The sequence below is a fragment of the Klebsiella ornithinolytica NBRC 105727 = ATCC 31898 genome, assembly GCF_001598295.1.
Classification (GTDB): domain Bacteria; phylum Pseudomonadota; class Gammaproteobacteria; order Enterobacterales; family Enterobacteriaceae; genus Klebsiella; species Klebsiella ornithinolytica.
Map to the genome: position 1 here is coordinate 157,943 of NZ_BCYR01000011.1, position 26,436 is coordinate 184,378.

Annotated in this window: 21 protein-coding genes; 9 read left to right on the plus strand and 12 right to left on the minus strand. The window is 55.1% G+C overall.

The annotated features are described in order from the left end of the window. Window positions 1-156: 156 nt before the first annotated feature. From aroA to ROR01S_RS20410, 3 genes are all read right to left on the minus strand, one after another. The gene (gene aroA, locus ROR01S_RS20400) at window positions 157-1,458 is read right to left on the minus strand and encodes a 3-phosphoshikimate 1-carboxyvinyltransferase (protein ID WP_064359836.1); all 1,302 of its coding nucleotides are present in this window, start codon (window positions 1,456-1,458) and stop codon (window positions 157-159) included. Between the two features lie 72 nt (window positions 1,459-1,530). Next, window positions 1,531-2,619, minus strand: coding sequence for a 3-phosphoserine/phosphohydroxythreonine transaminase (gene serC, locus ROR01S_RS20405; protein WP_004860069.1), 1,089 nt, complete (start codon window positions 2,617-2,619; stop codon window positions 1,531-1,533). A gap of 187 nt (window positions 2,620-2,806) precedes the next feature. Further along, window positions 2,807-3,499 (minus strand): DUF421 domain-containing protein, encoded by a 693-nt coding sequence (locus tag ROR01S_RS20410; RefSeq protein ID WP_064359837.1) that lies wholly within the window; start codon window positions 3,497-3,499, stop codon window positions 2,807-2,809. Window positions 3,500-3,614: 115 nt separating this feature from the next. Between ROR01S_RS20410 and ycaO the strand changes: the two genes are divergently transcribed. The 4 genes from ycaO to pflA all read left to right on the plus strand — a co-directional run bounded on the left by ycaO (window position 3,615) and on the right by pflA (window position 9,893). Then, entirely contained in the window at window positions 3,615-5,375 is a 1,761-nt protein-coding gene (gene ycaO / locus ROR01S_RS20415; RefSeq protein WP_004860065.1) for a 30S ribosomal protein S12 methylthiotransferase accessory factor YcaO, read from the plus strand. A gap of 385 nt (window positions 5,376-5,760) precedes the next feature. Then, on the plus strand, window positions 5,761-6,618 hold the full coding sequence (focA, locus tag ROR01S_RS20420) for a formate transporter FocA (protein WP_004860063.1): 858 nt from the start codon (window positions 5,761-5,763) through the stop codon (window positions 6,616-6,618). Window positions 6,619-6,669: 51 nt separating this feature from the next. Continuing rightward, complete coding sequence (pflB, locus tag ROR01S_RS20425; RefSeq protein WP_004860061.1) at window positions 6,670-8,952, plus strand: formate C-acetyltransferase; 2,283 nt, start codon at window positions 6,670-6,672, stop codon at window positions 8,950-8,952. 200 nt (window positions 8,953-9,152) lie between these two features. Further along, on the plus strand, window positions 9,153-9,893 hold the full coding sequence (gene pflA / locus ROR01S_RS20430; RefSeq protein WP_004860059.1) for a pyruvate formate lyase 1-activating protein: 741 nt from the start codon (window positions 9,153-9,155) through the stop codon (window positions 9,891-9,893). A gap of 89 nt (window positions 9,894-9,982) precedes the next feature. Here pflA and ROR01S_RS20435 read toward each other — a convergent pair whose 3' ends face one another. Then, window positions 9,983-10,831: a MurR/RpiR family transcriptional regulator gene (locus tag ROR01S_RS20435; protein WP_064359838.1), complete on the minus strand. Its 849-nt coding sequence runs from the start codon at window positions 10,829-10,831 to the stop codon at window positions 9,983-9,985. A 122-nt stretch (window positions 10,832-10,953) separates the two neighbouring features. On the opposite strand from ROR01S_RS20435, the gene ROR01S_RS20440 reads away from it, so the two are divergent. The 5 genes from ROR01S_RS20440 to ROR01S_RS20460 are packed head-to-tail and all read left to right on the plus strand — an operon-like array spanning window position 10,954 to window position 14,726. Further along, window positions 10,954-11,229 (plus strand): PTS sugar transporter subunit IIB, encoded by a 276-nt coding sequence (locus tag ROR01S_RS20440; protein ID WP_015584798.1) that lies wholly within the window; start codon window positions 10,954-10,956, stop codon window positions 11,227-11,229. Between the two features lie 17 nt (window positions 11,230-11,246). Continuing rightward, window positions 11,247-12,512 carry a PTS ascorbate transporter subunit IIC gene (gene ulaA / locus ROR01S_RS20445; protein WP_015584799.1) on the plus strand — a complete coding sequence of 422 codons (1,266 nt, stop codon included), beginning with the start codon at window positions 11,247-11,249 and terminating at the stop codon, window positions 12,510-12,512. A gap of 12 nt (window positions 12,513-12,524) precedes the next feature. Next, complete coding sequence (locus ROR01S_RS20450) at window positions 12,525-13,322, plus strand: transketolase (RefSeq protein WP_004860052.1); 798 nt, start codon at window positions 12,525-12,527, stop codon at window positions 13,320-13,322. Beyond that, complete coding sequence (locus tag ROR01S_RS20455) at window positions 13,322-14,233, plus strand: transketolase family protein (RefSeq protein ID WP_004860050.1); 912 nt, start codon at window positions 13,322-13,324, stop codon at window positions 14,231-14,233. Before ROR01S_RS20450 ends, ROR01S_RS20455 begins: the two co-directional genes overlap by 1 nt. Window positions 14,234-14,285: 52 nt before the next feature. Next, a complete protein-coding gene (locus ROR01S_RS20460) occupies window positions 14,286-14,726 on the plus strand; it encodes a PTS sugar transporter subunit IIA (RefSeq protein ID WP_004860048.1) in 441 nt (146 codons plus the stop codon). Between the two features lie 56 nt (window positions 14,727-14,782). On the opposite strand, the gene ROR01S_RS20465 is transcribed toward ROR01S_RS20460, so the two are convergent. From ROR01S_RS20465 to ftsK, 8 genes are all read right to left on the minus strand, one after another. Then, complete coding sequence (locus tag ROR01S_RS20465) at window positions 14,783-15,931, minus strand: MFS transporter (protein WP_015584800.1); 1,149 nt, start codon at window positions 15,929-15,931, stop codon at window positions 14,783-14,785. 271 nt (window positions 15,932-16,202) lie between these two features. Beyond that, window positions 16,203-17,066, minus strand: a complete 864-nt coding sequence (locus tag ROR01S_RS20470) for a dimethyl sulfoxide reductase anchor subunit family protein (RefSeq protein ID WP_064359839.1) — start codon at window positions 17,064-17,066, stop codon at window positions 16,203-16,205. A gap of 1 nt (window position 17,067) precedes the next feature. Beyond that, window positions 17,068-17,685 carry a DMSO/selenate family reductase complex B subunit gene (locus tag ROR01S_RS20475; RefSeq protein ID WP_015584801.1) on the minus strand — a complete coding sequence of 206 codons (618 nt, stop codon included), beginning with the start codon at window positions 17,683-17,685 and terminating at the stop codon, window positions 17,068-17,070. A 10-nt stretch (window positions 17,686-17,695) separates the two neighbouring features. Further along, window positions 17,696-20,134, minus strand: a complete 2,439-nt coding sequence (dmsA, locus tag ROR01S_RS20480) for a dimethylsulfoxide reductase subunit A (RefSeq protein ID WP_032716974.1) — start codon at window positions 20,132-20,134, stop codon at window positions 17,696-17,698. Window positions 20,135-20,335: 201 nt separating this feature from the next. Continuing rightward, on the minus strand, window positions 20,336-21,628 hold the full coding sequence (serS, locus tag ROR01S_RS20485; protein WP_004860040.1) for a serine--tRNA ligase: 1,293 nt from the start codon (window positions 21,626-21,628) through the stop codon (window positions 20,336-20,338). A gap of 91 nt (window positions 21,629-21,719) precedes the next feature. Further along, complete coding sequence (gene rarA, locus ROR01S_RS20490; RefSeq protein ID WP_015584803.1) at window positions 21,720-23,063, minus strand: replication-associated recombination protein RarA; 1,344 nt, start codon at window positions 23,061-23,063, stop codon at window positions 21,720-21,722. Between the two features lie 8 nt (window positions 23,064-23,071). Then, window positions 23,072-23,683, minus strand: coding sequence for an outer membrane lipoprotein periplasmic chaperone LolA (gene lolA, locus ROR01S_RS20495; protein ID WP_004860037.1), 612 nt, complete (start codon window positions 23,681-23,683; stop codon window positions 23,072-23,074). Between the two features lie 123 nt (window positions 23,684-23,806). Continuing rightward, window positions 23,807-26,436, minus strand: a 2,630-nt coding sequence (gene ftsK / locus ROR01S_RS20500) for a DNA translocase FtsK (protein ID WP_073972318.1), incomplete at its 5' end; no start/stop codon positions are given.

Genomic DNA, 26,436 nt, shown 5'->3' on the forward strand with positions numbered 1-26,436 from the left:
ACGCATCTCTACGCCGGAAAGTGAGCATTGCTTGCAAATTACGGACTACCAGAAATGAAACGCAGAAGAATTGCGCAATTATAGCGGGCTGACGGAACGTCAGCCCGGAAGATGACAATATTTTACCTTTTCGGTTTGCTTTTTGCGCAGCGAACGTTACGCCAGCGTGCTGATCCGCGCCAGCTGCTCGAAGTAATCCGGGAAGGTTTTCGCCGTACATTTCGGGTCAAGAATAGTCACCGGCGTATCAGACAACGCCACCAGCGAGAAACACATTGCCATACGGTGATCGTTATAGGTGCCAATCTCGGCAAACTGCAGCGTCAGCGGAGGCGTAATGCGAATGTAATCCTCCCCCTCTTCCACTTCGGCGCCCACTTTACGCAGTTCGGTGGCCATCGCAAACAGACGGTCGGTCTCTTTGACGCGCCAGTTATAGATGTTGCGTAGCGTGGTCGTTCCCCTGGCAAACAGCGCCGCGGTGGCGATAGTCATCGCCGCATCCGGAATATGGTTCATATCCATATCGATAGCATTCAGCTCGCCGCGGGTACAGGCAATATAATCCTCGCCCCAGGTGACGGTCGCCCCCATTTTTTCCAGCACGTCGGCAAAACGAATATCGCCCTGTACGCTGTTGCGGCCGATACCGGTGACTTTTACCGTCCCACCTTTGATGGCGCCGGCAGCGAGGAAATAAGAGGCCGAAGAGGCATCCCCCTCCACCAGGTAATCACCGGGCGACTGGTACTGCTGATTGCCGCTGACAATAAAGCGCTGATAGGCCTGATTCTCGACCTCAACGCCGAATGTTTTCATCAGATGCAGCGTGATGTCGATATATGGGCGGGAAACCAGCTCGCCTTTAATCGCGATGACGGTATCCTGCGGCGCCAGTGGCGCAGCCATCAGCAGCGCGGTGAGGAACTGGCTGGATACGCTGCCGTCCACTTCAACTTCGCCGCCGGTAAAGCCGCCGCGCAGACGCAGAGGCGGATAGTTTTCCTGCTCCAGATAATCAATCTGCGCGCCGCCCTGGCGCAGCGCGTCGACCAGATGGCCAATCGGGCGCTCTTTCATGCGCGGTTCGCCAGTCAACACGATATCGTTGCTGCCCAGACACAGCGCGGCCGCCAGCGGACGCATGGCGGTCCCTGCGTTACCGAGGAACAGCTCCAGCGCACTACCAGCCTGCAGCGCACTACCAGCCTGCAGCGGCCCAGCGTTGCCGGTCACTTCACAGCGGGTGCGGTCAGCAGACAGAACGTAATGAACTCCCAGGGCGCTCAGGGCATTCAGCATATGGCGTACATCGTCGCTGTCCAGCAGGTTGGTCAGCACCGTGGTGCCACGGGCCAAAGCCGCCAGCAGCAAAGCACGGTTAGAGACACTTTTTGACCCAGGCAGGTTCACGGTGCCATCTACTCGCGCAATGGGTTGTAACGTCAGGGATTCCATCAAACTTAACTCTCAAACAAACAGAATAAAAACCCCGCAGACCAGCCGCGGGGATGAAAAACAGGAGGGTGATTAGCCGTGGCGGCGTTCAAAATCCTGCATAAAGTCGGTCAGTGCCTTCACGCCCGCCAGCGGCATCGCGTTATAGATAGAGGCACGCATGCCGCCCACTACGCGGTGGCCTTTCAGTGCATGCAGACCTGCGGCAAAGGACTCTTCAAGGAACAGTTTATCCAGCGCACTGTCGGCCAGCTGGAACGGGACGTTCATACGGGAACGGTTAGCCGCTGCCACATCGTTACGATAGAAGCTGCTGCGGTCGATCGCACCATACAGCAAATCGGCTTTTTGCTGATTGATTTTGTCCATTGCCGCGACGCCGCCCTGCTCTTTCAGCCACTTGAACACCAGACCGGCCAGGTACCAGGCGAACGTCGGCGGGGTGTTAAACATGGAGTCGTTAGCATCCAGTACGGTGTAGTCGAGAATTGACGGGCAGGCGATACTGGCTTTACCCAGCAGGTCTTCACGTACAATCACCAGCGTCAGACCCGCCGGGCCGATATTTTTCTGTGCGCCCGCATAGATAACGCCGTAACGGCTGACATCAATCGGGGCAGAGAGAATGGTGGAGGAGAAATCCGCCGCAACCACGACGTCGTCCGCAAAATTCGGCGTTTCATCAATCGCAATGCCGTCGATGGTTTCATTCGGACAGTAGTGCAGATAGGCCGCGCCTGGCGTCAACTGCCATTCGCTCATCGGCTTAACTCCGCGCAGGCCGTCAACCGTGATTTTCGCGTCAATGGCGTTCGGCGAACAATATTTTTTCGCTTCTTTAATCGCGCTTGCCGCCCAGTAGCCGGCATCAACATAGTCAGCGGTGGTTTTATCACCCAGCAGGTTCAGCGGAACGCCCGCGAACTGACCGCGACCACCGCCGTGGCAGAATAAAACTTTGTAGTTGGAGGGGATATTGAGCAGATCGCGAAAATCCTGTTCAGCCGCCTCAGCCACCTGGATAAACTCTTTACCACGGTGACTGATTTCCATGACCGACGTACCCAGGCCATGCCAGTCACACAGCTCCTGCTGTGCCAGTTTGAGAACTTCCGCCGGCAGCATTGCCGGGCCCGAACTAAAGTTATAGACCTGAGCCATTTCCCCTCACCACGTTGCTATGTTGTCTGCCCGCGAACCATCGCGGGCATAAGTTATTCCTGTGGCTATCGGTTTTATCATTCAGTGACACGCACCGCAACGAGTAAAACTAAGCAGCCACGAAATGTGGCTGTCGTCACACAAAAGAATCTGCCGGCTTGACGTCATAAAACCGACATAATTGCTGTCAGGTGACTCTTTTCGCCCTGCTGGCCTGCGACCATTCTGCATTTGCGCAGCGGGGACATAATTGTTTATCCCCGGCGAGGAGCTTAAGAACTGCGCTACACCGTACGCAGGCATATTCATCGTCGCGCGGAATGGTAGCGAAGCTTGCGTTATGGGGAGGAGGTAAAATAGACAGACCGGCTTTGACGTCTCGATCCGCATAGTAGTAGAGACTAATTTGCCCGTTGGTTTCCAGAATAGCCAACCGGACCTGTCCCAGCTGTTCGACGCCGTTGATCCGCAGCTCCATAAAAAACTCGAATTCGGTCATGTTTTCCGCCTGTAAATTTTTCCAGGCCAGTTCCCCCTGTTCGATGACCGGGATCGGTTTGCCCTCAAGCAGGTTCTCCAGCTTCTCGCTTTTGCCCATCAGCCACATGATCAGCCGGTAGAGCAACGCCAGGGTAACAAAGACCACCAGCACCGGCAGCATCGGGACATCGTCATAGAAAGCGACATCCCCTGCCGCGGATCCAAGGGTCAGGATAATGAGGACTTCGAACAGCGACATCTGCCGCACGCCGCGTCGGCCGGTGATTTTGAGAAAGATAAATACCAGGACAAAGGTGTACACGCTCCTCAGCGCCACCTCAGCCAAAAAGTCCACTGGCACTTTATCCAGCGCCATACGATGCCAATCAAATGCCTTCATGGTTAACGCCTGCACAGTTATCGGGTGTCAGTAAGGATAGCCAGACGATGGAGATAGCGCCGGTCATCTAAAAGCCGTATCATTGCGCGCTTTACGTACGATAAAAGTGATCGCCATGACTCAAACGTTTATTCCCGGCAAAGATGCCGCCCTGGAAGATTCCATCGCCCGCTTCCAGCAGAAATTGCTCGACCTCGGATTTGATATTGAAGAGGCCTCATGGCTGAATCCCGTACCGCACGTGTGGTCAGTACATATCCGTGATAAAGAGTGCTCGCTGTGTTTCACCAACGGCAAAGGGGCAACCAAAAAAGCGGCGCTGGCCTCGGCTCTTGGTGAATATTTCGAGCGTCTGTCCACCAACTACTTTTTTGCTGACTTTTGGCTGGGCGAAACCATCGCTAACGGACCATTCGTCCACTATCCAAATGAGAAATGGTTCCCGCTGACCGAAGACGATGAAGTGCCGGAAGGTCTGCTGGATCCTCGTCTGCGCGCATTTTACGATCCTGACGATCAGTTGACCGCCAGCATGCTGGTCGATCTGCAGTCGGGCAACGACGAACGCGGCGTTTGCGGCCTGCCGTTCACCCGCCAGTCCGATGGCGAAACCGTCTATATCCCGATGAATATCGTCGGCAACCTGTATGTCTCTAACGGGATGTCCGCAGGCAACACGGCGAACGAAGCGCGCGTTCAGGCACTGTCGGAAGTCTTCGAGCGTCACATTAAAAACCGCATCATCGCTGAGAGCATCAGCCTGCCAGAAATTCCGGCAGAGGTCATGGCGCGTTATCCAGGTGTGGTGGAGTCCATCAATAAGCTGGAAGCCGAAGGTTTCCCGATCTTTGCTTACGATGGCTCGCTGGGCGGCAAATACCCGGTTATCTGCGTGGTGTTGTTTAACCCGACCAACGGAACCTGCTTCGCCTCTTTCGGCGCGCATCCGGACTTCGGCGTCGCTCTCGAACGTACCGTCACCGAGCTGCTGCAAGGCCGTAGCCTGAAAGATCTCGATGTCTTTACGCCACCAACCTTCGATGACGAAGAAGTCGCTGAACACGCCAATCTTGAAACCCACTTTATTGATTCCAGCGGTCTGATCTCCTGGGATATGTTCAAACAGGATGCTGACTATCCGTTCGTCGACTGGAGCTTCTCCGGCACCACGGAAGAAGAGTTCGCCACCCTGATGGCCATCTTTAAAGAAGAAGATAAAGAAGTTTACATCGCCGATTATGAGCACCTGAGCGTCTACGCCTGCCGCATCATCGTTCCGGGAATGTCAGACATTTACCCGGCGGAAGATCTGTGGCTGGCCAATAACAGCATGGGCAGCCATCTGCGCGAAACCCTTCTCTCCCTGCCGGGCAGTGAATGGGAAAAAGAAGATTATCTGGCGCTGATCGAACAACTGGATGATGAAGGGAATGACGACTTCACCCGCGTACGCGAGCTGCTGGGCCTGGCGACGGGCAAAGACAACGGCTGGTATACGCTGCGTATTGGCGAACTGAAAGCGATGCTGGCGCTGGCCGGTGGCGATCTGGAGCAGGCCTTGATCTGGACGGAATGGACCATTGAATTCAATGCGTCTATCTTCAGTGCGGAACGCGCAAATTACTACCGCTGCCTGCAGACGCTGCTGCTGCTCAGTCAGGAAGAAGAACGCCAGCCTCTGCAGTACCTGAATGCCTTTATCCGTATGTACGGCGCCGATGCGGTAGAAGCTGCCAGCGCGGCGATGAGCGGTGAAGCGCCGTTCTATGGCCTGCAGGCCGTAGATAGCGATCTCCAGGCTTTCCCGGCCCATCAGTCTTTACTGAAAGCCTATGAAAAACTGCAGCGGGCAAAAGCGGCATTCTGGGCTAAATAAGGCTTCATTTTACTGCCAGCCGCATTATTTACGGGGTCGATAAAGACCCCGTTTTTCATCGCTAAGTAGACCCGCGGCTAATTTGTAGTTGCAACGTTAATTTACAGTAAACTTTTTTTACGCATCACTTTAGGATTGTTAATTTTAATAAAAAATACCCCATTTTAATTAACCGTCCACAGCGGCCCAAAATGAAAAAAATCAACATAAGTTGTAAATTTTAAAATTTATTTTTTTCATTTAAAACAATCATTTATTCCCATAATAAGTCAAAACCACACATATCCAGGGCTTATAGTTCCGGTGGGATATGATCTACATCAATTTCCCTTCTATAATGCTTTGTTAGTATCTCACCGCCAACTTTTATAAAGAGAGAGTTAGTGTGAAAGCTGACAACCCTTTTGATCTTTTACTCCCTGCAGCCATGGCGAAAGTCGCCGAAGAAGCAGGTGTCTACAAAGCGACAAAGCACCCGATGAAGACGTTTTATCTGGCGATTACCGCTGGTGTTTTCATTTCCATTGCTTTTGTCTTCTATATTACGGCGACAACCGGCACTGCCGCGATGCCTTTCGGAATTGCTAAACTGATCGGGGGGATCTGCTTTTCACTCGGCCTGATTCTTTGCGTCATCTGCGGTGCCGACCTGTTTACCTCCACCGTACTTATCGTCGTGGCGAAAGCCAGCGGACGAATTACCTGGGGTCAACTGGCAAGAAACTGGCTCAACGTCTATGTTGGTAACCTGATAGGTGCACTGCTGTTTGTATTGCTGATGTGGTTATCTGGCGAGTATATGACCGCCAACGGTGCATGGGGCCTGAACGTCCTGCAAACCGCCGACCACAAAATGCACCATACATTTATTGAAGCCGTGTGTCTGGGTATCCTGGCTAACCTGATGGTCTGTCTGGCGGTGTGGATGAGCTACTCCGGTCGCAGCCTGATGGATAAAGCCATGATTATGGTTTTACCGGTGGCGATGTTTGTTGCCAGCGGCTTTGAGCACAGTATCGCTAACATGTTTATGATCCCGCTGGGTATCGTAATTCGCGACTTTGCAACCCCGGAATTCTGGACCGCGATTGGTTCTGCTCCGGAAAATTTCTCTCACCTGACCGTGATGAACTTCATTACTGATAACCTGATTCCGGTAACTATCGGGAACATTATCGGCGGTGGTCTGCTGGTTGGGTTGACATACTGGGTCATTTACCTGCGTGGCGACGACCATCACTAAGGGCCGTTTCAGGCAGTAAATAAAAAATCCACTTAAGAAGGTAGGTGTTACATGTCCGAGCTTAATGAAAAGTTAGCCACAGCCTGGGAAGGTTTCGCGAAAGGTGACTGGCAGAAAGAAGTCAACGTACGTGACTTTATCCAGAAAAACTATACCCCGTATGAAGGCGACGAGTCCTTCCTGGCTGGCGCAACTGAAGCGACAACCAAGCTGTGGGACAACGTTATGGAAGGTGTTAAACAGGAAAACCGCACTCACGCGCCTGTTGACTTCGACACTTCCCTTGCATCCACCATCACGTCTCATGACGCGGGCTACATCAACAAAGCTCTTGAGAAAATCGTTGGTCTGCAGACTGAAAAGCCTCTGAAACGTGCGATTATCCCGTTCGGCGGCATCAAAATGGTTGAAGGTTCCTGCAAAGCGTACGATCGCGAACTGGACCCGATGCTGAAAAAAATCTTCACCGAATACCGTAAAACCCATAACCAGGGTGTATTCGATGTGTACACCAAAGACATTCTGAACTGCCGTAAGTCTGGCGTTCTGACTGGTCTGCCGGATGCGTATGGCCGTGGCCGTATCATCGGTGACTACCGTCGCGTTGCGCTGTACGGTATCGACTTCCTGATGAAAGACAAATACGCACAGTTCCTGTCTCTGCAGTCTGACCTGGAAAACGGCGTAAACCTGGAAGCGACTATCCGTCTGCGTGAAGAGATCTCTGAACAGCACCGCGCCCTGGGTCAGATCAAAGAAATGGCAGCGAAATACGGCTGCGATATCTCAGGTCCGGCAACCAACGCGCAGGAAGCTATCCAGTGGACCTACTTCGGCTACCTGGCCGCGGTTAAGTCTCAGAACGGTGCAGCAATGTCCTTCGGTCGCGTATCCACCTTCCTGGATGCTTACATCGAACGTGACCTGAAAGCAGGCAAAATCACTGAACAAGACGCTCAGGAAATGATTGACCACCTGGTCATGAAACTGCGTATGGTTCGCTTCCTGCGTACTCCGGAATATGATGAACTGTTCTCCGGCGACCCGATTTGGGCAACTGAATCCATCGGTGGTATGGGCGTTGACGGCCGTACCCTGGTCACCAAAAACAGCTTCCGCTTCCTGAACACCCTGTACACCATGGGTCCTTCTCCGGAGCCGAACATCACCGTTCTGTGGTCTGAAAAACTGCCGCTGAACTTCAAGAAATTCGCCGCTAAAGTGTCTATCGATACCTCTTCTCTGCAGTACGAGAACGATGACCTGATGCGTCCGGACTTCAACAACGACGACTACGCTATCGCATGCTGCGTAAGCCCGATGGTTGTTGGTAAGCAAATGCAGTTCTTCGGTGCTCGTGCTAACCTCGCGAAAACTATGCTGTACGCTATCAACGGCGGCGTTGATGAAAAACTGAAAATGCAGGTTGGTCCGAAATCTGAACCAATCAAAGGCGACGTTCTGAACTTCGACGAAGTGATGGAGCGTATGGATCACTTCATGGACTGGCTGGCTAAGCAGTATGTCACCGCCCTGAACATTATCCATTACATGCACGACAAGTACAGCTACGAAGCCTCTCTGATGGCGCTGCACGACCGTGACGTCATTCGTACCATGGCATGCGGTATTGCTGGCCTGTCCGTTGCGGCTGACTCCCTGTCTGCTATCAAATATGCGAAAGTTAAACCGATTCGTGACGAAGACGGCCTGGCCGTTGACTTCGAAATCGAAGGTGAATACCCGCAGTTCGGTAACAACGATTCTCGCGTTGATGACATGGCGGTTGACCTGGTAGAACGTTTCATGAAGAAAATTCAGAAACTCACTACCTATCGTAACGCTATCCCGACTCAGTCCGTTCTGACCATCACCTCTAACGTGGTTTATGGTAAGAAAACAGGTAATACCCCTGACGGTCGTCGTGCTGGCGCGCCGTTCGGACCAGGTGCTAACCCAATGCACGGCCGTGACCAGAAAGGTGCTGTTGCCTCTCTGACCTCCGTTGCTAAACTGCCGTTTGCTTACGCGAAAGATGGTATTTCTTACACCTTCTCTATCGTGCCGAACGCGCTGGGTAAAGACGACGAAGTGCGTAAAACCAACCTTGCAGGCCTGATGGATGGTTACTTCCACCACGAAGCGTCAATCGAGGGCGGTCAGCACCTGAACGTCAACGTCATGAACCGCGAAATGCTGCTCGACGCGATGGAAAACCCGGAAAAATATCCGCAGCTGACCATCCGTGTATCTGGCTATGCAGTACGTTTTAACTCCCTGACTAAAGAACAGCAGCAGGACGTTATCACTCGTACCTTCACTCAGACCATGTAATGGTTGTGACTGAAATCGCGATTTAAAAAGCGTACAATAAAGGCTCCACGTAAGTGGGGCCTTTTTAGCACCTCTCGTACTACAGTCTCTTTTGCCCGCTATCTATACTGCATGGATAACAGCCAAAACAGACTTAACACAGCCGGTTTGAGCTGTGCATCACAGGCCCCGGACGGGCCGAATCTGGAGATATCACCGCAATGTCAACTATTGGTCGTATTCACTCCTTTGAATCCTGCGGCACCGTCGATGGCCCCGGGATCCGCTTTATCACCTTCTTCCAGGGCTGCCTGATGCGCTGCCTGTATTGCCACAACCGTGACACCTGGGATACCCACGGCGGCACCGAAGTCACCGTCGAAAGCCTGATGAAAGAGGTTGTAACCTATCGCCACTTTATGAACGCTTCCGGCGGCGGCGTGACCGCGTCCGGCGGTGAGGCCATTTTGCAGGCCGAGTTCGTGCGCGACTGGTTCCGCGCCTGCCGCAAAGAAGGCATTCATACCTGCCTCGATACCAACGGCTTTGTTCGTCGCTACGACCCGGTTATTGACGAGCTGCTTGAAGTAACCGATCTGGTCATGCTCGACCTCAAACAGATGAATGATGAGATCCATCAGAATCTGGTTGGCGTGTCTAACCACCGTACGCTGGAGTTTGCCCGCTACTTATCGAATAAAAACATCAAAGTCTGGATTCGTTACGTGGTGGTTCCCGGCTGGTCTGACGATGATGATTCCGCGCACCGCCTCGGCGAGTTTACCCGCGATATGGGCAATGTCGAAAAAATCGAACTGCTGCCCTATCACGAGTTAGGCAAGCACAAATGGGTAGCGATGGGTGAAGAGTACAAGCTGGATGGCGTACATCCGCCTAAGAAAGAGACCATGGATCGGGTCAAAGGCATTCTCGAGCAGTATGGCCATAAGGTCATGTACTAAGCCGACGGGCGGCGTGGCCGGCTAAGCAGAATTTTCCCCGGATAACGACGCAGAACGTCTTATCCGGGTGGAAAACGCTTCGGCAAGCATTACGACATAAAGTATTGCGACAGCTTATTCGCCACGCTTTCAATCGAGAAAATGCGTTTCTGATGCGCCTTACGATATTCCGCATAGCGCTCATCCTGCTCCTCCAGCGCGCGAAGCATTCGATCGGCAACCATCATTGCCCCCGCAATTTCGGCAAATCCTGATTCACCTTCTCCCTGTAAAGCCACCGCGGCCTGCAGGTTCCAGTCCGATAAACGGGCCAGCGGCGTAAACGTGCCGCGGGTCAGCGACAATATTTTCACCCCCTGCTGCTTCGCCAGCGTCAAAGCCTGGATCATATCCGCCGAGGCCTGTTCGGTATGCACGACGATAATTCCCGTCTTTTGCCGATCGGTTGCTATCGGGATCGCCGCCGGATAAGAGCGATCGACGAAGCTGGCAACTTTGCCCATGTTGATTAAATTCATTTGCAGAAACAGGGCAACGGGCACCGCCGTACCCACCGCATAAATAGCGATGTTATTCAGCGCATTCAGCCACACCGCTGCGTTTTGCAGCTCCTGAGCATCGATAATGGTATTGCTATCGCGAATGCTCGCCAGCACCGGCGCAATATCGTCGTCATCGCCGGCTTCCGGGCGGGCAGCCCCCTGCTCAACCGCCAGCGCCGTTCTGAAATCGGAAAAACCTTTAAATCCAAACGCCCGACAAAAACGGGTGATGCTGCCTTCGCTGGTAGCCACAGAGTCGGCCAGTTCTGAAATCGTATGCCGCATCACAAAATCAGGATTTTCCGCAATAAAACGGCCCACTTTCTCCAGTATCGGGCTGAGTTCTGAAGACCCATTTCGTATGTTTATCAACAGGTTGTTATCTATCTGGCTCATTTTTTGCCTTTCTTGCTCAAAATGCAAACACAGTCACATCTTTCGTTTCGCGCTAAAGATAATAATTATTATCTCACACAAACAAATAAAAATAATTATTTTTACAAACAGGAGAACATCTCATGAAAGGTCTCATCGTCTGTCGCACCGGTATGGGCAGTTCCTTAATGCTCAAAATAAAAGCACAAAAAATCATCGATAAACACGGCTGGGATATCGAGCTGGAACACGACGTCCTCTCCGGGTTACGAACCTGGCGAGATATTGATTTCGTGATCACGATGCGCGATCTCACCGAGGAAGTCGAAGCTGCCGGATTTAACGCTATCGGTATCACCGACCTGATGAACAGTGAAGAAATGGAATCAGCGCTTATCCGCGTAATCCAGCACAACTAACCTCTCCCGGAGGCAATATGGATTTCCTCAGATTTATTGTATTCGACATTCTGGGCGTCACCCCACTTTTAGTTGGTTTTATCGCATTAATTGGCTTATTGATCCAACGAAAGCCCATTGAAAAAGTGCTCTCCGGGACTTTCAAAACCATTGTCGGCTTTCTGGTTTTTGCCGGCGGGGCCGGGCTGGCCGTGACCTCTCTCGGCAATTTTCAGACATTATTTAGCGATGGCTTTGGTCTGAAAGGCGTGATGCCGCTGGCGGAAGCGCTGACCGGGCTGGCGCAAACTAAATTCGCGATGTGCGTCTCGCTGATTATGGTGATTGGTTTTGGCTGGAACCTGTTCTTTGCCCGCGTGACCCCTTTCAAATACATCTTTCTCACCGGACAGCATAATCTCTATCTCTCGGCCCTGCTGACCGTCACCTTGAAAGCGCTCGGCTATAGCGACATGACCACCATTATTGTCGGTTCAATCCTGCTGGGGCTGGCCGCCTGTCTGTACCCGGCAATTGCCCAGCCGTGGATGAGAAAAATCACCGGTAATGATGAAATTGCGATGGGGCACTACGTGACGCTGGCCTACGCGGCATCCGGATGGATCGGTTCAAAGGTGGGCGATCCTAAACAGTCGACCGAAAAGCTGAACCTGCCCGGCTGGCTGGGGATCTTTAAAGATTACATCGTCTCCGTATCAATCTCGGTCAGTATTTTCTATTACATTGCGGCGCTCGCCGCCGGGAAAGCGGCGGTCACGGCGGCGGCTGGCGGAATGCACTGGCTGGTTTACCCTCTGTTCCAGTCGCTCACTTTCACCGCGTCTCTGTACATCATCATTACCGGGGTACGCCTGCTGCTGTCTGAAATTGTCCCGGCCTTCCTCGGCATTTCGGAGAAATTCATTCCCAACGCCAAACCCGCCCTCGATTGCCCGGTCGTTTTCCCGTATGCGCCAACCGCCACGGTACTGGGATTTATCTCTTCATTTGTTGGCGGGCTGGTGGTGATGGGCTTTCTGGCGATCCTCGGGCAAACCGTCATTATTCCGGTGGCGATCCCCTACTTCTTTATCGGCGCCACCGCGGCGGTATTTGGTAACGCTTCGGGCGGCTGGAAAGGAGCTATCGCCGGCAGCTTCGTCACCGGGATCCTGATCGGCATCGGTCCTGCGTTGATCTACCCCATCATGGAGTCCGTCGGCCTGTCGGGAACCAGTTTCCCGGAAACCGACTTTGTCGCCCTGGGCCTGGTTGTGTACTACATCGGCAAAATGCTGCCATAAGAAGGAAACCACATGAACATTGATGAACTGAAGTCCCATGCGCTCGCCGCTCGCCGCGATATTGTCACGATGATTTATGAGTCCGGCATTGGCCACCCGGGCGGCGCCTTATCGATAATCGATATCCTCACCTGGATCTATTATCAGGAGGTTGACCTGGCGGCCTCGCCCCGCGCGCGCGTCGTTATGAGCAAAGGGCACGCCGTTGCCGCGCAGTACGCCATGCTTTACCAAAAAGGGAAAATCGATCGCAGCGAGTTCAATACCTTCCGCCAGATCAATTCGCGCCTGCAGGGACACCCCAGCATAAAATCGCTGCCGGATGTCGATGCGACGACCGGTTTGCTCGGCCAGGGGCTATCCGTCGCCTTCGGTATGGCGGCCGCTAAAAAGCGCCGCGACGAGCCTCATCGGGTATTTGCCATCATCGGTGATGGCGAAATGCACGAAGGGCAAATCTGGGAAACCTTACAGCAGGCCGGGCATATGAAAATGGATAATCTGGTCGCGATTATCGATTACAACGGCTTCTCTTCCCACGATCCGGTCAATGAGGTGGTTAATCTCGAGCCGCTGGCGGATAAGATCCGCAGCTTTGGCTGGCACGTGCTGGAGCTGCATAACGGTAATGATATGCACCAGGTGGCCGACACCCTGATGCTCTCCCGCCATCTGAAAGGCAAGCCGGTAGCCATCGTTGCCCATACCACCAAGGGCTCCGGCGTCAGCTATATGGAAAATAACGGCGACTGGCACTCAAAAACCCCGACCACAGAACAATACCAGCAGGCAATGGAGGAGTTACAGTGATGAAAGCACCGCGTGATGAGATCGGTAATGCACTGATTGCCCTGAAAGAAAAAGGCTACCCCATCGTCGCTATCGATAGTGACTTAGCCAGTTCAACCCGCACCGACCAGTTTCAGGCGCGCTACCCGGAGGCCTTCTTCGAAATGGGGATTGCGGAAGGTTCAGCGATGAGTTTTGCCGTGGGTCAGGCGCTTGAGGGCTATATCCCCTTCTATGTCAATTTTGCGATGTTTGTAACGGGGACGGCATGGACCCAGCTGCGACAGGCCTGCTACGCCAAAGCCAACGTCAAGCTGGTGGGTAGCCATCCGGGAATGGATGATGGCCCGGACGGCGCCTCGCACCACGCGCTGGAGGATCTTGCCCTGACCCGCGTGCTGCCGGGCCTGACGATCCTGACGCCGGCCGATGCCGAAGAAATAGCCGACGCCTTTGAGCAGGCGGCAAAAATCAAAGGCCCGGTTTATATCCGCGTGGCGCGTGAACCGATGCCGGTGCGCGATAAGAGCGTAATCCCCCGGGTCACCGATATCGCGGCCATCGCTAGCAGCGGCAACGAGTTCGCCATTCTCTTTGAGGGCACGGTGCTGGAACAGGCCAGCGAAGGCTATGAAAAGCTGATTGCCAGCGGCAAGAAAGGCAAGCTCATCCACGTGGCGACGCTCAAACCGTTTAACCAGCAGGAGTTTTATGCGCTGGTAGCAGACTGTCCGCAGATCGCCACGCTGGAGAATCACACGGTAAACGGCGGCCTTGGCGGCCAGGTAGCCGAAGCGATGGCCCAGGCGGCCCATCCGGCGCGCCTGACGCGCCTGGGAACGCAGGATACCTTCACCGAGTCGGGCAACAGCCGGCAGCTCAAGGCAAAATACGGCATCTCCGGCGAGGCGCTGTATAACGCGCTTCGCTGACCGTCGCACGAGCCGGTCGCCCACTGACCGGCTCGCTATTTGAGGAGCCGACATGGATGAAAAATTATTTGCCGCTTGTCAGTACACCGAGCGTGGTCTGGACTGGCGCGGCGCGATTAAGCTGGCCTGCCGTCCGCTGGCGCAGCAGGGGAAAATCAGCGCCGGCTATGCGGATGCCATCATCAGCGCCACCGAGAAAAATGGCCCCTGGTACATACTCACTCCGGAATTTGCCCTCCCGCACGCCCGCCCGGATGAAGGGGTTCTGAGCCCGCACAGCGTGCTCTCACTGGTTTGCTGCGCCGAAGCCGTGGCGTTTCCCGATCACCCCGATGTACGGCTGATTATCGTCCTGGCCGCGGCCGATAGCGAACAGCATATTCAGACGATCCAGCGATTAGTCTGCTGGCTGGATGAGGGGGATCGGCTGCATCGGCTCACCAGGGTGGAGCATCAGAGCCAGCTTGATGCGCTCGTCGCTGGCGGTAAATAAATCAAAGGGGACAACGTCCCCTTTGATTATCACCGTAGCGAAGGCCGGAAGAAAAATTACGCGTGCGCCACCGGCGTCGGATGATGACCGGCTTTACGCAGCAGCGTCAGCAGATAAATAAACGACACGCTGGCAATCATGATAAATAGCAGGTTGTCGGAAAAGTTCTGCATCAGCATGGCGGTGAAGGTTGGCCCGAGCAGGCTGCCGACGGTATAGCTCATCAACAGCGCCTGGTTCATGGCGACCAGCTGATGGCGCTCGACTTTCTCACAGGCCCAGGCCATTGCCACCGGGTACAGCGTGAAGCCCGATGCGCCAAGGATAAACAGCGCCGGAGCCATTGCCGCGCCGCTAAGCATTGCCAGGCAGCCTAAAATCACCACAAAAACCTGAACGCGCAACACCAGCAAGCGACCATAGCGGTCGGCCATACGGCCGATCGGCCACTGGCCCAAAATACCTGCGCTGACCATAACCGCCATCCAGAAACCAATGCCGGAGTCACTGACGCCCTGATGGTTCAACCACAGCGGCATCAATCCATACAGCGACCCAAGAACAATCCCGGAGATAATGCAGCCGTTCACGCCATGGCGGGCCTGACGCAGCCTGAGCATTGGCCAGATCCGCGCCGGCTCATGCTGTTCATCACTTTGATTCACGACGCGGGTAAACAGCAGCGGCAGAATCGCCGCCAGCGTCAGCGCGGTCACCCACGGCAGCACGCTCATTAGATCCGTCGGCAGTTTGCTGACCATCAGCTGACCCAGCACGGTTCCCACATAGTAAACCATCATATAGGCGGCCAGCAGACGACCGCGGCTACGCGACGTTCCGCTGCAAACCAGCGCGCTTTCGACCACTACCCAAATCATCGCGCAGCCGACGCCGGCGAGAAAGCGCCAGCTGAACCAGGTCCAGAAACCGAGGGTAATACCAAGTCCGACGCAGCCCACCGCAAAGATCAGCGACGCAAGATAATAGCTACGGTTAAATCCCAGACGCTTAATCACCCATCCGGCCAGCAGCGTCCCGACCAGGTTACCGGTGAAATAGGACGAGCCCACCATTCCGACCTGCCAGGTTGGCATATTTTCATGGGCGAGCCAAAGCGGGACGAGGGTATTTAAAACCGCAATCGCCAGCGTCAACAGAAGCAGGCCGCAGAGCAACATTTGCACCGGCCGGGTGTAGATGGACATGGATATAACCGTGAGGAAGTTTAGATTTCGTGCGCATCATGCCACCGCTAAAAACATTGTCAATCCACCAGAAATCAGGCGGGACGCGGTTTCACGGGCAACGATAGAAGTTTTTCATCCAGCGGAGCGACAACAGAATTATTCTTTATATTATTCCATTGTTTTTATTAATTTATTGAAAATAAACGGCGGGAATATCAGTAGAAAAATTTCATGAATCAACAGCACTTTTTTGTTGCGCCAGAACCGGGGGTTCCGGCGCAACAGCTTATCAGCTGGCGATAGCCATGCCGACCGTCATATGCAGACCGTAGAAGATGCCACGCCCTACCATCTCGCCGACCAGTACCAGCACCAATGCCAGGCTTAACAGCGGCACGGCGGGCTGATAGCCTTTGAGCAGCGGAACAACCCAGCATGCCAGAGCCAGCACCAGCGCAACCACACGCCAGGCCATCAGTGAGCCATAATCCGGCACCAGCGCGGAGGCCTGCTGAATAGAGCTGTGGATCATCGGCAGCTCGCTGCCTTGCATCAGGGCCACAATAACGCTGGCCACCAGCGCCAGCAGCGTGACCACCGGCAACAGACGCATCGCCCAACCGTCAACGCCCGCCACGCGCAGCAGCAGACAGCCCAGCAGCGGGCCGCCGAGAAACAGCGTCAGGAAGAAGCTCAGCGGCGTCCAGACGGTATACCAGGTCGGTACGGTATCAATGGTGTTATACACCCGCACCATCATCCAGACGAAGAGAATACCCAGCACCATCGTCGCGACCAGCCAGAGGCTGCGCAGCCCGGCCGGCAGCTTCTTCACCACCGCCAGCAGCCAGCCAATTCCGCCGACGGCGAAAAAGAGGGCTCCGCTGGCAATTTCGTTACTTAACGACGACGCACCAATCCGGTTAAGCGAGTTAAAAGCCCGCATCGGCGATCCCAGGTGCATCGTTGAGGCGATAAACCCAATCCCCATCAGCACCCACAAGCCAAACATGCTCAGCACTACGCGCTGCTGCTGCTCATTCGACAAACCACCTTTCATCAGCGCCAGTGCCAGGACGATAAAACCGCCCGCCACACATTGTCCAAAGACCGTGAAGATCATCAGCGGCCATTCATGCCATCCACTTCCCATCTCACACCTCCTTCGGGTTGGCCAGATAGCCGGTTGTATCACCGCACGGACGACTATTGGCGTTCGGTTTGATGACAATACTGGGTTTGGTAAAGTGCGCGGATGGCAGCGGCGCAACCGCAGCCAGTTCGCCGTGTTTCTTACGCAGTTCTTCGATCGGGCCAAAGTCCAGCGCGCGCAGCGGGCAGGATTCGACGCAAATCGGTTTTTTACCCTCGGCAACGCGCTGGTAACAGCCATCACACTTGGTCATATGCCCTTTCGCCGCATTATACTGCGGCGCACCGTACGGGCAGGCCATATGGCAATAGCGACAGCCGATGCACACATCTTCATCAACCACGACAAAACCGTCATCGCGTTTATGCATAGCGCCGCTCGGGCACACTTTGGTACAGGCCGGGTCTTCGCAATGGTTACAGGCGATGGATAAGTAATAGGCAAAGACGTTCTGATGCCAGACGCCGTTATCCTCCTGCCAGTCACCGCCCGCATATTCATAAATGCGGCGGAAGCTAACGTCCGGCGTTAAGTTCTTGAAGTCTTTACAGGCCAGCTCGCAGGTTTTACAACCGGTACAACGAGCAGAATCGATAAAAAATCCGTATTGAGTTGTCATCGGTTATTCCTTACAGCTTTTCAACCTGGACCAGGTTCGTGTGCGATGGGTTACCTTTCGCCAAAGGCGACGGGCGTTGGGTGGTGAGCACGTTGATGCTCCCCGCCTGATCCACGCGTCCTGCGTCCGGGTTATACCAGGCGCCCTCACCCAGCGCGACAACGCCAGGCATCATTCGCGGCGTCACTTTGGCTTCGATATGCACTTCACCGCGATCGTTGTAAATACGGATGCGATCGCCGTTGGCAATGCCGCGTTGTTTCGCATCGAGTGGGTTAATCCACATCTCCTGACGACAGGCGGCCTTCAGCACATCGACGTTGCCGTAGGTGGAGTGAACGCGCGACTTGTAGTGAAAACCGGTCAGCTGCAGCGGGAATTTCGCCGTCAGCGGATCGTTATAGTTTTCAAAACCTGGCGTATAAATCGGCAGCGGATCGATCACATCGCCTTCGGGGAGTTCCCAGGTGGCGGCAATTTGCGCCAGCGCCTGGGAATAGATCTCAATTTTGCCCGACGGGGTCTCCAGCGGATTTGCCTGCGGATTGTCACGGAATGCCTTATAGGCAACATGATGCCCTTCCGGGTCGCGCTGCTTGTAAATCCCCTGCTGACGGAAGGTATCGAAGTCCGGCAAATCCGGGATAGCCTTGCGGGAAAGTTCGTGCAGATAACGCATCCAGCCTTCCTGGGTACGGCCTTCGGTAAACTTCTGCTCCACGCCCATGCGTTTTGCCAGTTCCGTCGTCATGTCATAAATCGTTTTGCACTCAAAACGCGGTTTAATCACCTGGTCGGTGAAGATGACGTAGGACATGTTGCCGCATGAAGCATCCAGCGCGAAGTCCATCTGCTCGGAAGCGGTGCAGTCCGGCAGCAGAATATCGGCATATTTTGCCGACGAGGTCATGTGACAGTCGATCACCACGATCATCTCGCACTTCTTATCATCCTGCAGGATTTCATGGGTGCGGTTGATATCAGAGTGCTGGTTAATCAGACAGTTACCGGCATAGTTCCAGATCATTTTGATCGGGACGTCCAGTTTATCTTTACCGCGCACGCCGTCACGCAGCGCCGTCATCTCCGGGCCACGTTCAATCGCATCGGTCCACATAAACATGGAGATACTGGTCTCAACGGGGTTCTCCAGCGTCGGCATACGTTCAAAAGGCAGGTCGTAAGAACCTTCACGCGCGCCGGTATTCCCTCCGTTGATGCCAACGTTTCCGGTCAGAATCGACAGCATCGAGATAGCCCGGGTGGCGATTTCACCATTCGCGTGGCGCTGCGGCCCCCAGCCCTGGCTGATAAAGGCAGGTTTGGCTGTCGCAATTTCGCGTGCCAGCTGCACAATACGCTCGACCGGAATCCCGGTGATAGTCGATGCCCACTGCGGCGTTTTGGCAGTGCCGTCCCTACCCTGACCGAGGATGTAAGCCTTGTAGTGACCGTTGGCCGGCGCATCGGCAGGCAACGTTTTCTCGTCATAGCCGACGCAGTATTTATCGAGGAACGGCTGATCGACCAGGTTTTCGGTGATCATCACCCAGGCGAGCGCGGAAACCAGCGCGGCGTCGGTACCGGGGCGAATCGGTATCCACTCATCTTCACGGCCGGCGCCGGTATCGGTGTAACGCGGATCGACAATGATCATCCGGGCGTTGGATTTTTGCCGCGCTTGTTCCAGGTAGTACGTTACCCCGCCGCCGCTCATCCGCGTTTCGCCGGGGTTGTTACCGAACAGCACCACCAGTTGACTGTTTTCGATATCCGACGGGCTGTTACCGTCGGCCCAGCCGCCGTAGGTGTAATTCAGACCTGCGGCTATTTGCGCCGATGAATAATCACCATAGTGGTTAAGGTAACCGCCGCAGCAGTTCATCAGACGCGCAATGAGCGTTTTCCCCGGTGGCCAGGAGCGGGTCATGGTGCCGCCAAGAGTTCCGGTCCCGTAATTCAGATAGATCGATTCGTTACCGTAATCTTTAATCAGGCGCTGCATATTGCTGGCGATAGTATCGAATGCTTCTTCCCAGCTGATGCGCTCAAATTTTCCTTCCCCGCGCTTGCCAACGCGCTTCATGGGATACTTCAGACGATCGGGGTTGTAGACACGGCGACGCATGGAACGCCCGCGCAGACAGGCGCGTACCTGATGCAGGCCATCATAGTTGTCGTCGCCGGTATTATCCGTTTCAACGTATTTAATTTCACCATCAACCACATGCATCCGCAGCGGACAGCGGCTGCCGCAGTTCACGGTACAGGCACTCCAGGTGACGGTTTCATTCACCGGCGCCAGAGCGTCGGCAGCATGGGCAATGCGTGTAAACGGTAGGGTAAATGCGCTGCTGGCCATCGCCAGACCGCCAATTGCCGTGGTTTTCATTAAACCACGCCGGCTTACTTCGGCAGCCAGTAAAGCATCGGGGGCTTTAATTTTCATGGATACTCGCTTTGGTTGCTCACAATTCACTGACAATCGTTATATAGATACATATATAACGAATTTAATCTTTTATAGTTTTTTATGCTGCGTTAACACCAAGGGAGTATGGGGGGAATCACCGGAGGGATTATTGCCCGGCATCAATAAGGGGATAAAAAAAAAGCGCCCGGAGGCGCTTTTGAGAAACAGGTAAAAAAATCAGCCGATAAATTCGAGGCCACGCATATAGGGGCGCAGAATTTCCGGGATTTCGATACGACCATCCGCCTGCTGATAGTTTTCCATCAGCGCAACCAGGGTACGACCTACCGCCAGCCCGGAGCCGTTCAGCGTATGCACCAGACGGGTTTTCTTGTCGGACTTGCTGCGGCAGCGTGCCTGCATACGACGCGCCTGGAAGTCCCAGACGTTAGAGCAGGAGGAGATTTCACGATAGGTGTTCTGTGCCGGAACCCAGACTTCCAGATCATACGTTTTGCATGCGCTGAAGCCCATATCGCCGGTGCAGAGCGCCACTTTGCGGTATGGCAGACCCAGCAACTGCAGAACTTTTTCCGCATGGCCGGTCATCTCTTCCAGCGCCGCCATCGAATCTTCCGGACGTACGATCTGCACCATTTCCACTTTGTCGAACTGATGCATACGAATCAGACCACGGGTATCACGACCATAGGAGCCCGCTTCAGAACGGAAACACGGCGTGTGAGCGGTCATTTTGATCGGCAGATCGTCTTCGTCAATGATCTCATCGCGAACGAGGTTGGTCAGCGGTACTTCCGCAGTTGGAATCAACGCATAGTTGCTGCTGTCGGCTTCTTCTTCCAGCGGACGCGTATGGAACAGATCGCCGGCAAATTTCGGCAGCTGACCGGTACCGTACAGCGTATCCTGGTTGACCAGGTACGGTACATAGTTTTCACTGTAGCCGTGCTGTTCGGTATGCAGATCCAGCATGAACTGCGCCAGCGCACGGTGCAGACGGGCCAGTTGCCCTTTCATCACCACAAAACGGGAACCGGTCAGCTTAACGGCTGCGGCAAAGTCCAGCCCACCGTGCATTTCGCCCAGCGTCACGTGATCGCGGACGTCAAAATCGAACTCGCGCGGCGTACCCCAGCGGCTGACTTCAACGTTGTCGTTTTCGTCGCGACCGGCCGGAACGTCGTCGTGCGGAATATTAGGGATAGTCAGCGCGATATCGCGGATCTCTGCCAGTAACACGTCCAGCTCGGCTTTCGCCGCATCCAGCTGTTCGCCCAGTTTGTTGACTTCCAGGCGTAATGGCTCGATATCTTCCCCGCGCGCTTTCGCCTGGCCAATGGATTTCGATCGGGAGTTACGCTCCGCCTGCAGGTTTTCTGTTTCAACCTGCAGAACTTTACGACGCTCTTCCAGAGCGCGCAGTTTATCTACATCCAGCTTAAAGCCCCGGCGTGCCAGTTTTTCAGCGACTGCGTCTGGCTCGGTACGCAGCAGATTGGGATCGAGCATGCTTATCCTGTGCTTATCGAATAAATAAAAGAAAAGTGGCCGCAGACTACGACCACCGGGATATCTTGATAACCTTACCGCAACGTCTCTGTTAGCGGTAGCGTTTTATGGGGCTATTTTGATCCTGTTCGGTAAGCCAGGCGAGCTTTTCGCCAATTTTCCCCTCCAGCCCCCGATTTGTAGGCCGATAATAACGAGTTTGGGCCATTTCCTGCGGGAAATAGGCTTCCCCGGCAGCATAGGCGTTTGGCTCATCATGGGCATAGCGATACTCCTGCCCATAGCCCATCTCTTTCATCAGGCGGGTTGGCGCGTTGCGCAGGTGCACCGGCACATCGTAATCAGGACGCTCGCGGGCATCGGCCATGGCGGCTTTAAATGCGGTGTAGACCGCGTTGCTTTTCGGCGCGCAGGCGAGATAAACGATGGCCTGCGCAATAGCACGCTCGCCCTCCGCTGGCCCTACGCGGGTAAAACAATCCCAGGCAGAGAGCGCGACCTGCATGGCTCGCGGGTCAGCATTTCCGACATCTTCGGAAGCGATCGCCAGGCAGCGTCGGGCCACATACAGCGGATCGCCGCCGGCGGTGATGATTCGTGCGTACCAGTACAGCGCCGCATCCGGCGCGCTGCCGCGAACGGACTTGTGCAGCGCGGAAATCAAATCGTAGAAACGATCGCCTTTATTATCAAACCGCGCGCTGCGTTCACCGGCAATTTCGGTCAGCAGTTCCGCTTTCAGCACCCGGTTGCCGGAGGCATCCGTCTCTGCCATATCGGCCATCATTTCCAGCGTATTAAGCGCCCGGCGCGCATCGCCGTTAACCAGCCCGGCGATAGCCTGGCGGGTATCATCCGGCAGCACGATATTTTGCCCGCCATAGCCACGATCTTTATCGTTCATCGCCTGCGTGAGCACATGCTCAATATCCTCGCTGGACAACGATTTCAGCAGATACACTCGCGCCCGGGATAGCAATGCGGAATTGAGTTCAAAAGAGGGGTTTTCCGTCGTCGCGCCGATGAAGGTGATGGTGCCGTCTTCAATATGCGGTAAAAACGCATCCTGCTGGCTTTTATTGAAACGATGGACTTCGTCAACGAATAGAATCGTGCGGCGTCCGGCATTGCGGTTCTGCCTCGCGCGCTCGATCGCTTCGCGGATCTCTTTTACGCCGGAGGTCACCGCCGAGATCCGTTCAACATCGGCGCTGGCATAGCGAGCAATCACTTCAGCCAGCGTAGTTTTGCCGGTGCCAGGCGGCCCCCATAAGATCATCGAATGCAGATGCCCGGCCTCAATCGCCCGCGGCAAAGGTTTCCCCGGCGCCAGCAGATGCTGCTGGCCTATGTACTGCGCTAAATTTTCTGGCCGCATGCGGGCGGCCAGAGGTTGAAACGCATTGTCGGAAAAATCGAGCGACAGATTGCTCACATTCGCCTCTACTTACGTTGATCGTCCACCGTCACCCCTTTCGGCGGTGTAAAGGTGAACTTAGATGCATCGACCGCACCGTTTTGCTGAGACTTCAGCTGGTAGCTGCTGCGCTGGTCATCCTGCTCTACCGCGCTGAACTGATGGATGGTCCCGTCGCGGCCAACGTTAATCGTAAACTGCTTCAGGTTGCCGCCGCCGCTTTTCGGCGTCAGAACAAAATCATCGCCGTTCTGCTTGATGTTGTACTGCTGCCAGTCGTTGGACTGGTTGCGGGCAATCAGCATAAACGGCGTGTTGCTGGTAGCGTCTTTCAGCCAGGTGACGGTTGCCTGCTCGACAAACGGGTTGTAGAACCACAGGGTTTTCCCGTCAGAGACCAGAATGCTTTCATCCGGCTGGGTCATATGCCAGTTAAACAGATTCGGACGTTTAACCCACAGGTCGCCCTGCCCGTCCTGTACGGCGTTACCGCTGCCATCGGTCACTTTTTGGGTGAAGCTGGCATGGAAGCTGCTCACTTTATCGAGGCGGCTTTTCAAATCACTGGCGGCATCCGCCCAAACCTGGCTCACGACAAATCCAGACAGTAATGCACAGGTGATTGCGAGTTTTTTCATTGTTATTCCTTAATGTGCGTCACTCCCGACGCGGGAGCCTCTTCTGCCTCCTAATGTAGGACCGCCTGGCACGACGGAACAGCAGAACAGGCTGATTTTGCGCTTATTTACCCAACTTTGCACTTACTCGAAGGGAGGCGGCGCCAGCACTTCGCGGTTACCATTATGGCCCTGCTCGCTGACAATACCCTGCGCTTCCATCTGTTCGATAATACGTGCCGCACGGTTATATCCGATGCGGAACTGACGCTGAACGCCGGAAATAGAGGCTTTACGTTTTTCAGTGACGAAGTTCACCGCCTGATCGAACAACGGATCCAGCTCTTCACCACCGTCAAAGCCGCCGCTGCCGCCTTCGCTTTCGCTATCTGATGTAATGCCGTCAACATACTGCGGACGCCCGCGCGCTTTCCAGTCCTGAACCACAGCGTGGACTTCCTGGTCGCGAACAAACGCGCCGTGTACACGAACCGGCATGGTCGAGTTCGGCCCGGAGTAAAGCATATCCCCCATCCCCAGCAGTGATTCCGCGCCGCCCTGATCGAGGATGGTACGCGAGTCAATTTTGCTCGAGACGGTGAACGCGATACGCGTCGGAATGTTCGCTTTAATAAGACCGGTAATCACGTCAACCGACGGACGCTGCGTTGCCAGCACAAGGTGAATACCCGCCGCACGCGCTTTCTGCGCCAGACGCGCAATCAGCTCTTCGACCTTTTTGCCGACAGTCATCATCAGGTCGGCGAATTCATCCACCAGAACAACGATATACGGCAGTTTTTCCAGCACCGGATGCACGGCGTCCATGCTGTCGCCCGGTTTCCAGTACGGATCCGGAATGGGACGGCCCATCCGCGCCGCTTCGGCGATTTTCTCGTTGTAACCCGCGAGGTTACGCACGCCCAGCGCCGACATCAGCTTATAACGACGCTCCATTTCATTCACGCTCCAGCGCAGTGCGTTAGCGGCGTCTTTCATATCGGTAACGACTTCGGTCAGCAGATGCGGGATCCCTTCATAGACCGACAGTTCAAGCATTTTCGGGTCGATCATAATGAAGCGCACATCTTCCGGCTGCGCTTTATAAAGCATGCTGAGGATCATGGCATTCACCCCAACCGATTTACCGGAACCAGTGGTACCGGCAACCAGCAGGTGCGGCATTTTTGCCAGATCGGCAACGACCGGATCGCCGGCGATGTCTTTCCCCAGCACCACGGTAAGCGGCGACGGGTTATCGCGGAATTTCGTGTTATCCAGCACTTCTCGCAGATAAACGGTCTGGCGTTTTTTATTCGGCAGTTCCAGACCCACGTACGGTTTACCCGGAATGACTTCCACGACGCGCACCGCAATGGTGGACAAGGAGCGGGCCAGGTCACGCGAAAGGTTTGAAATCCGCGCGGCCTTCACGCCTGGCGCCAGATTCAGTTCGAAGCGGGTGATAACCGGGCCTGGCGAGTAGTTCACCACATCGGCTTTAATGCGGAAGTCAGCCAGACGAGCCTCAACCAGGCGCGCCATTTGCTCCAGCGCGAAGGTATCCACCGGCTCGACCTCGCTCGGCGGCGGGGTCAGCAGATCCAACGACGGCAGCGGCGTTGTCGGCCGTTGCATCGGCTGGCTGTTGCCGTTACGCATCAGCAGCGGATGAATCAGGCTATCCTGCGACGGCACCGGGGCTGTCTGCTGCGGCATGTGGCCCTGATGGGCTTGCTGCGGCTGATAGCTCTGTGCGGCAGGCTGAGGCTGCTGCGCCATCTGCGGAGGTTGAGCCGGCTGCACAGGTTGCTGATACGGTTGTTGTACCGGCGACGACGGCACCGGCTGTTGATACTGTTGAACCGGTTGCTGCTGTGCCGGCTGCTGGTACTGCTGCACCGGCGGCGGTGTCTCCGGCAGCGGTGTGAACAGCGGTTCGCTCGGACCGTCATCGACCAGCGCTTTCATCGGCGAGAAATCATAATCCGCAGGAGAGAACGTCGTTGCGCCCTGCGGCTGTTCGCTGCTGTAGCGCTGCTGCTGCGACGCCGCAAACTGACGGGCCAGTTCAGCTTCAGCTGCGGAGTCATCCTCTTCATCCTGCGCGTAGACTTCGCCGTAACGCTGCTGCTGGGTGGCGGCAAACTGGCGAGCCAGTTCGTCCTGTTCCAGCGCATCCGCTTCTTCATCCGTTAACGGCTCGTCGTCATAGGCCTGATTGAGTTCAGCTTTACGCGCCCGTTCTTCAGCCATACGTTGTGACGGCAGTTTAATACCATACGATGCCAGCTCACGGCGCGTAGGGACGCGGACATGATTAGGACGCGGCAGTTTTGGACCAATCCCCTCTTTCACCTGAGCACGCGGGCCACCGGATGCCGGACTGAACAGCGGTGCAGCGGATGACGCGGTGGAAGCGACCGTCGCCGCGGTTGCACCCGCGCTCGTCGCCTGGTGTACGCCGGCGGCGAGGGTGGTCACCGCTGCGGCTTCGACCGGAGAGACCGGTGGCGGTGTAACAGGACGCGTGGCGACCGGGCTTGCTGGTTCAGGGATCGGCTGATACCAGGCGGCCAGCTGCTCGCGCTCGCGCGCGCGCTTCTCTTCGACCTCTTCAAAATAATACATTGGCGGACGCTGTGGCTTCACCTCTTCCTGCGGAGCCTCAGGCGTTACGGCAGGAGCTGGTGACTCCGGCTGGTAAACCGGCTGCTGCACCGGCGCCTGCTCGGGCTGGTACGCCTGATGCTGCGGGTAGGACGGCTCCGGCT

Bases quoted from the DNA above. Each gene is read 5' to 3' on its own strand.
- ROR01S_RS20475 (WP_015584801.1), bottom strand. From the start codon at position 17,685: ATGACAACTCAATACGGATTTTTTATCGATTCTGCTCGTTGTACCGGT.
- ycaO (WP_004860065.1), top strand. From the start codon at position 3,615: ATGACTCAAACGTTTATTCCCGGCAAAGATGCCGCCCTGGAAGATTCC.
- lolA (WP_004860037.1), bottom strand. From the start codon at position 23,683: ATGAAAAAACTCGCAATCACCTGTGCATTACTGTCTGGATTTGTCGTG.
- dmsA (WP_032716974.1), bottom strand. From the start codon at position 20,134: ATGAAAATTAAAGCCCCCGATGCTTTACTGGCTGCCGAAGTAAGCCGG.
- ROR01S_RS20465 (WP_015584800.1), bottom strand. From the start codon at position 15,931: ATGTCCATCTACACCCGGCCGGTGCAAATGTTGCTCTGCGGCCTGCTT.
- serS (WP_004860040.1), bottom strand. From the start codon at position 21,628: ATGCTCGATCCCAATCTGCTGCGTACCGAGCCAGACGCAGTCGCTGAA.
- aroA (WP_064359836.1), bottom strand. From the start codon at position 1,458: ATGGAATCCCTGACGTTACAACCCATTGCGCGAGTAGATGGCACCGTG.
- ROR01S_RS20410 (WP_064359837.1), bottom strand. From the start codon at position 3,499: ATGAAGGCATTTGATTGGCATCGTATGGCGCTGGATAAAGTGCCAGTG.
- ROR01S_RS20470 (WP_064359839.1), bottom strand. From the start codon at position 17,066: ATGGGAAGTGGATGGCATGAATGGCCGCTGATGATCTTCACGGTCTTT.
- serC (WP_004860069.1), bottom strand. From the start codon at position 2,619: ATGGCTCAGGTCTATAACTTTAGTTCGGGCCCGGCAATGCTGCCGGCG.
- ROR01S_RS20460 (WP_004860048.1), top strand. From the start codon at position 14,286: ATGGATGAAAAATTATTTGCCGCTTGTCAGTACACCGAGCGTGGTCTG.
- pflB (WP_004860061.1), top strand. From the start codon at position 6,670: ATGTCCGAGCTTAATGAAAAGTTAGCCACAGCCTGGGAAGGTTTCGCG.
- ROR01S_RS20435 (WP_064359838.1), bottom strand. From the start codon at position 10,831: ATGAGCCAGATAGATAACAACCTGTTGATAAACATACGAAATGGGTCT.
- ROR01S_RS20440 (WP_015584798.1), top strand. From the start codon at position 10,954: ATGAAAGGTCTCATCGTCTGTCGCACCGGTATGGGCAGTTCCTTAATG.
- ROR01S_RS20450 (WP_004860052.1), top strand. From the start codon at position 12,525: ATGAACATTGATGAACTGAAGTCCCATGCGCTCGCCGCTCGCCGCGAT.
- ulaA (WP_015584799.1), top strand. From the start codon at position 11,247: ATGGATTTCCTCAGATTTATTGTATTCGACATTCTGGGCGTCACCCCA.
- pflA (WP_004860059.1), top strand. From the start codon at position 9,153: ATGTCAACTATTGGTCGTATTCACTCCTTTGAATCCTGCGGCACCGTC.
- ROR01S_RS20455 (WP_004860050.1), top strand. From the start codon at position 13,322: ATGAAAGCACCGCGTGATGAGATCGGTAATGCACTGATTGCCCTGAAA.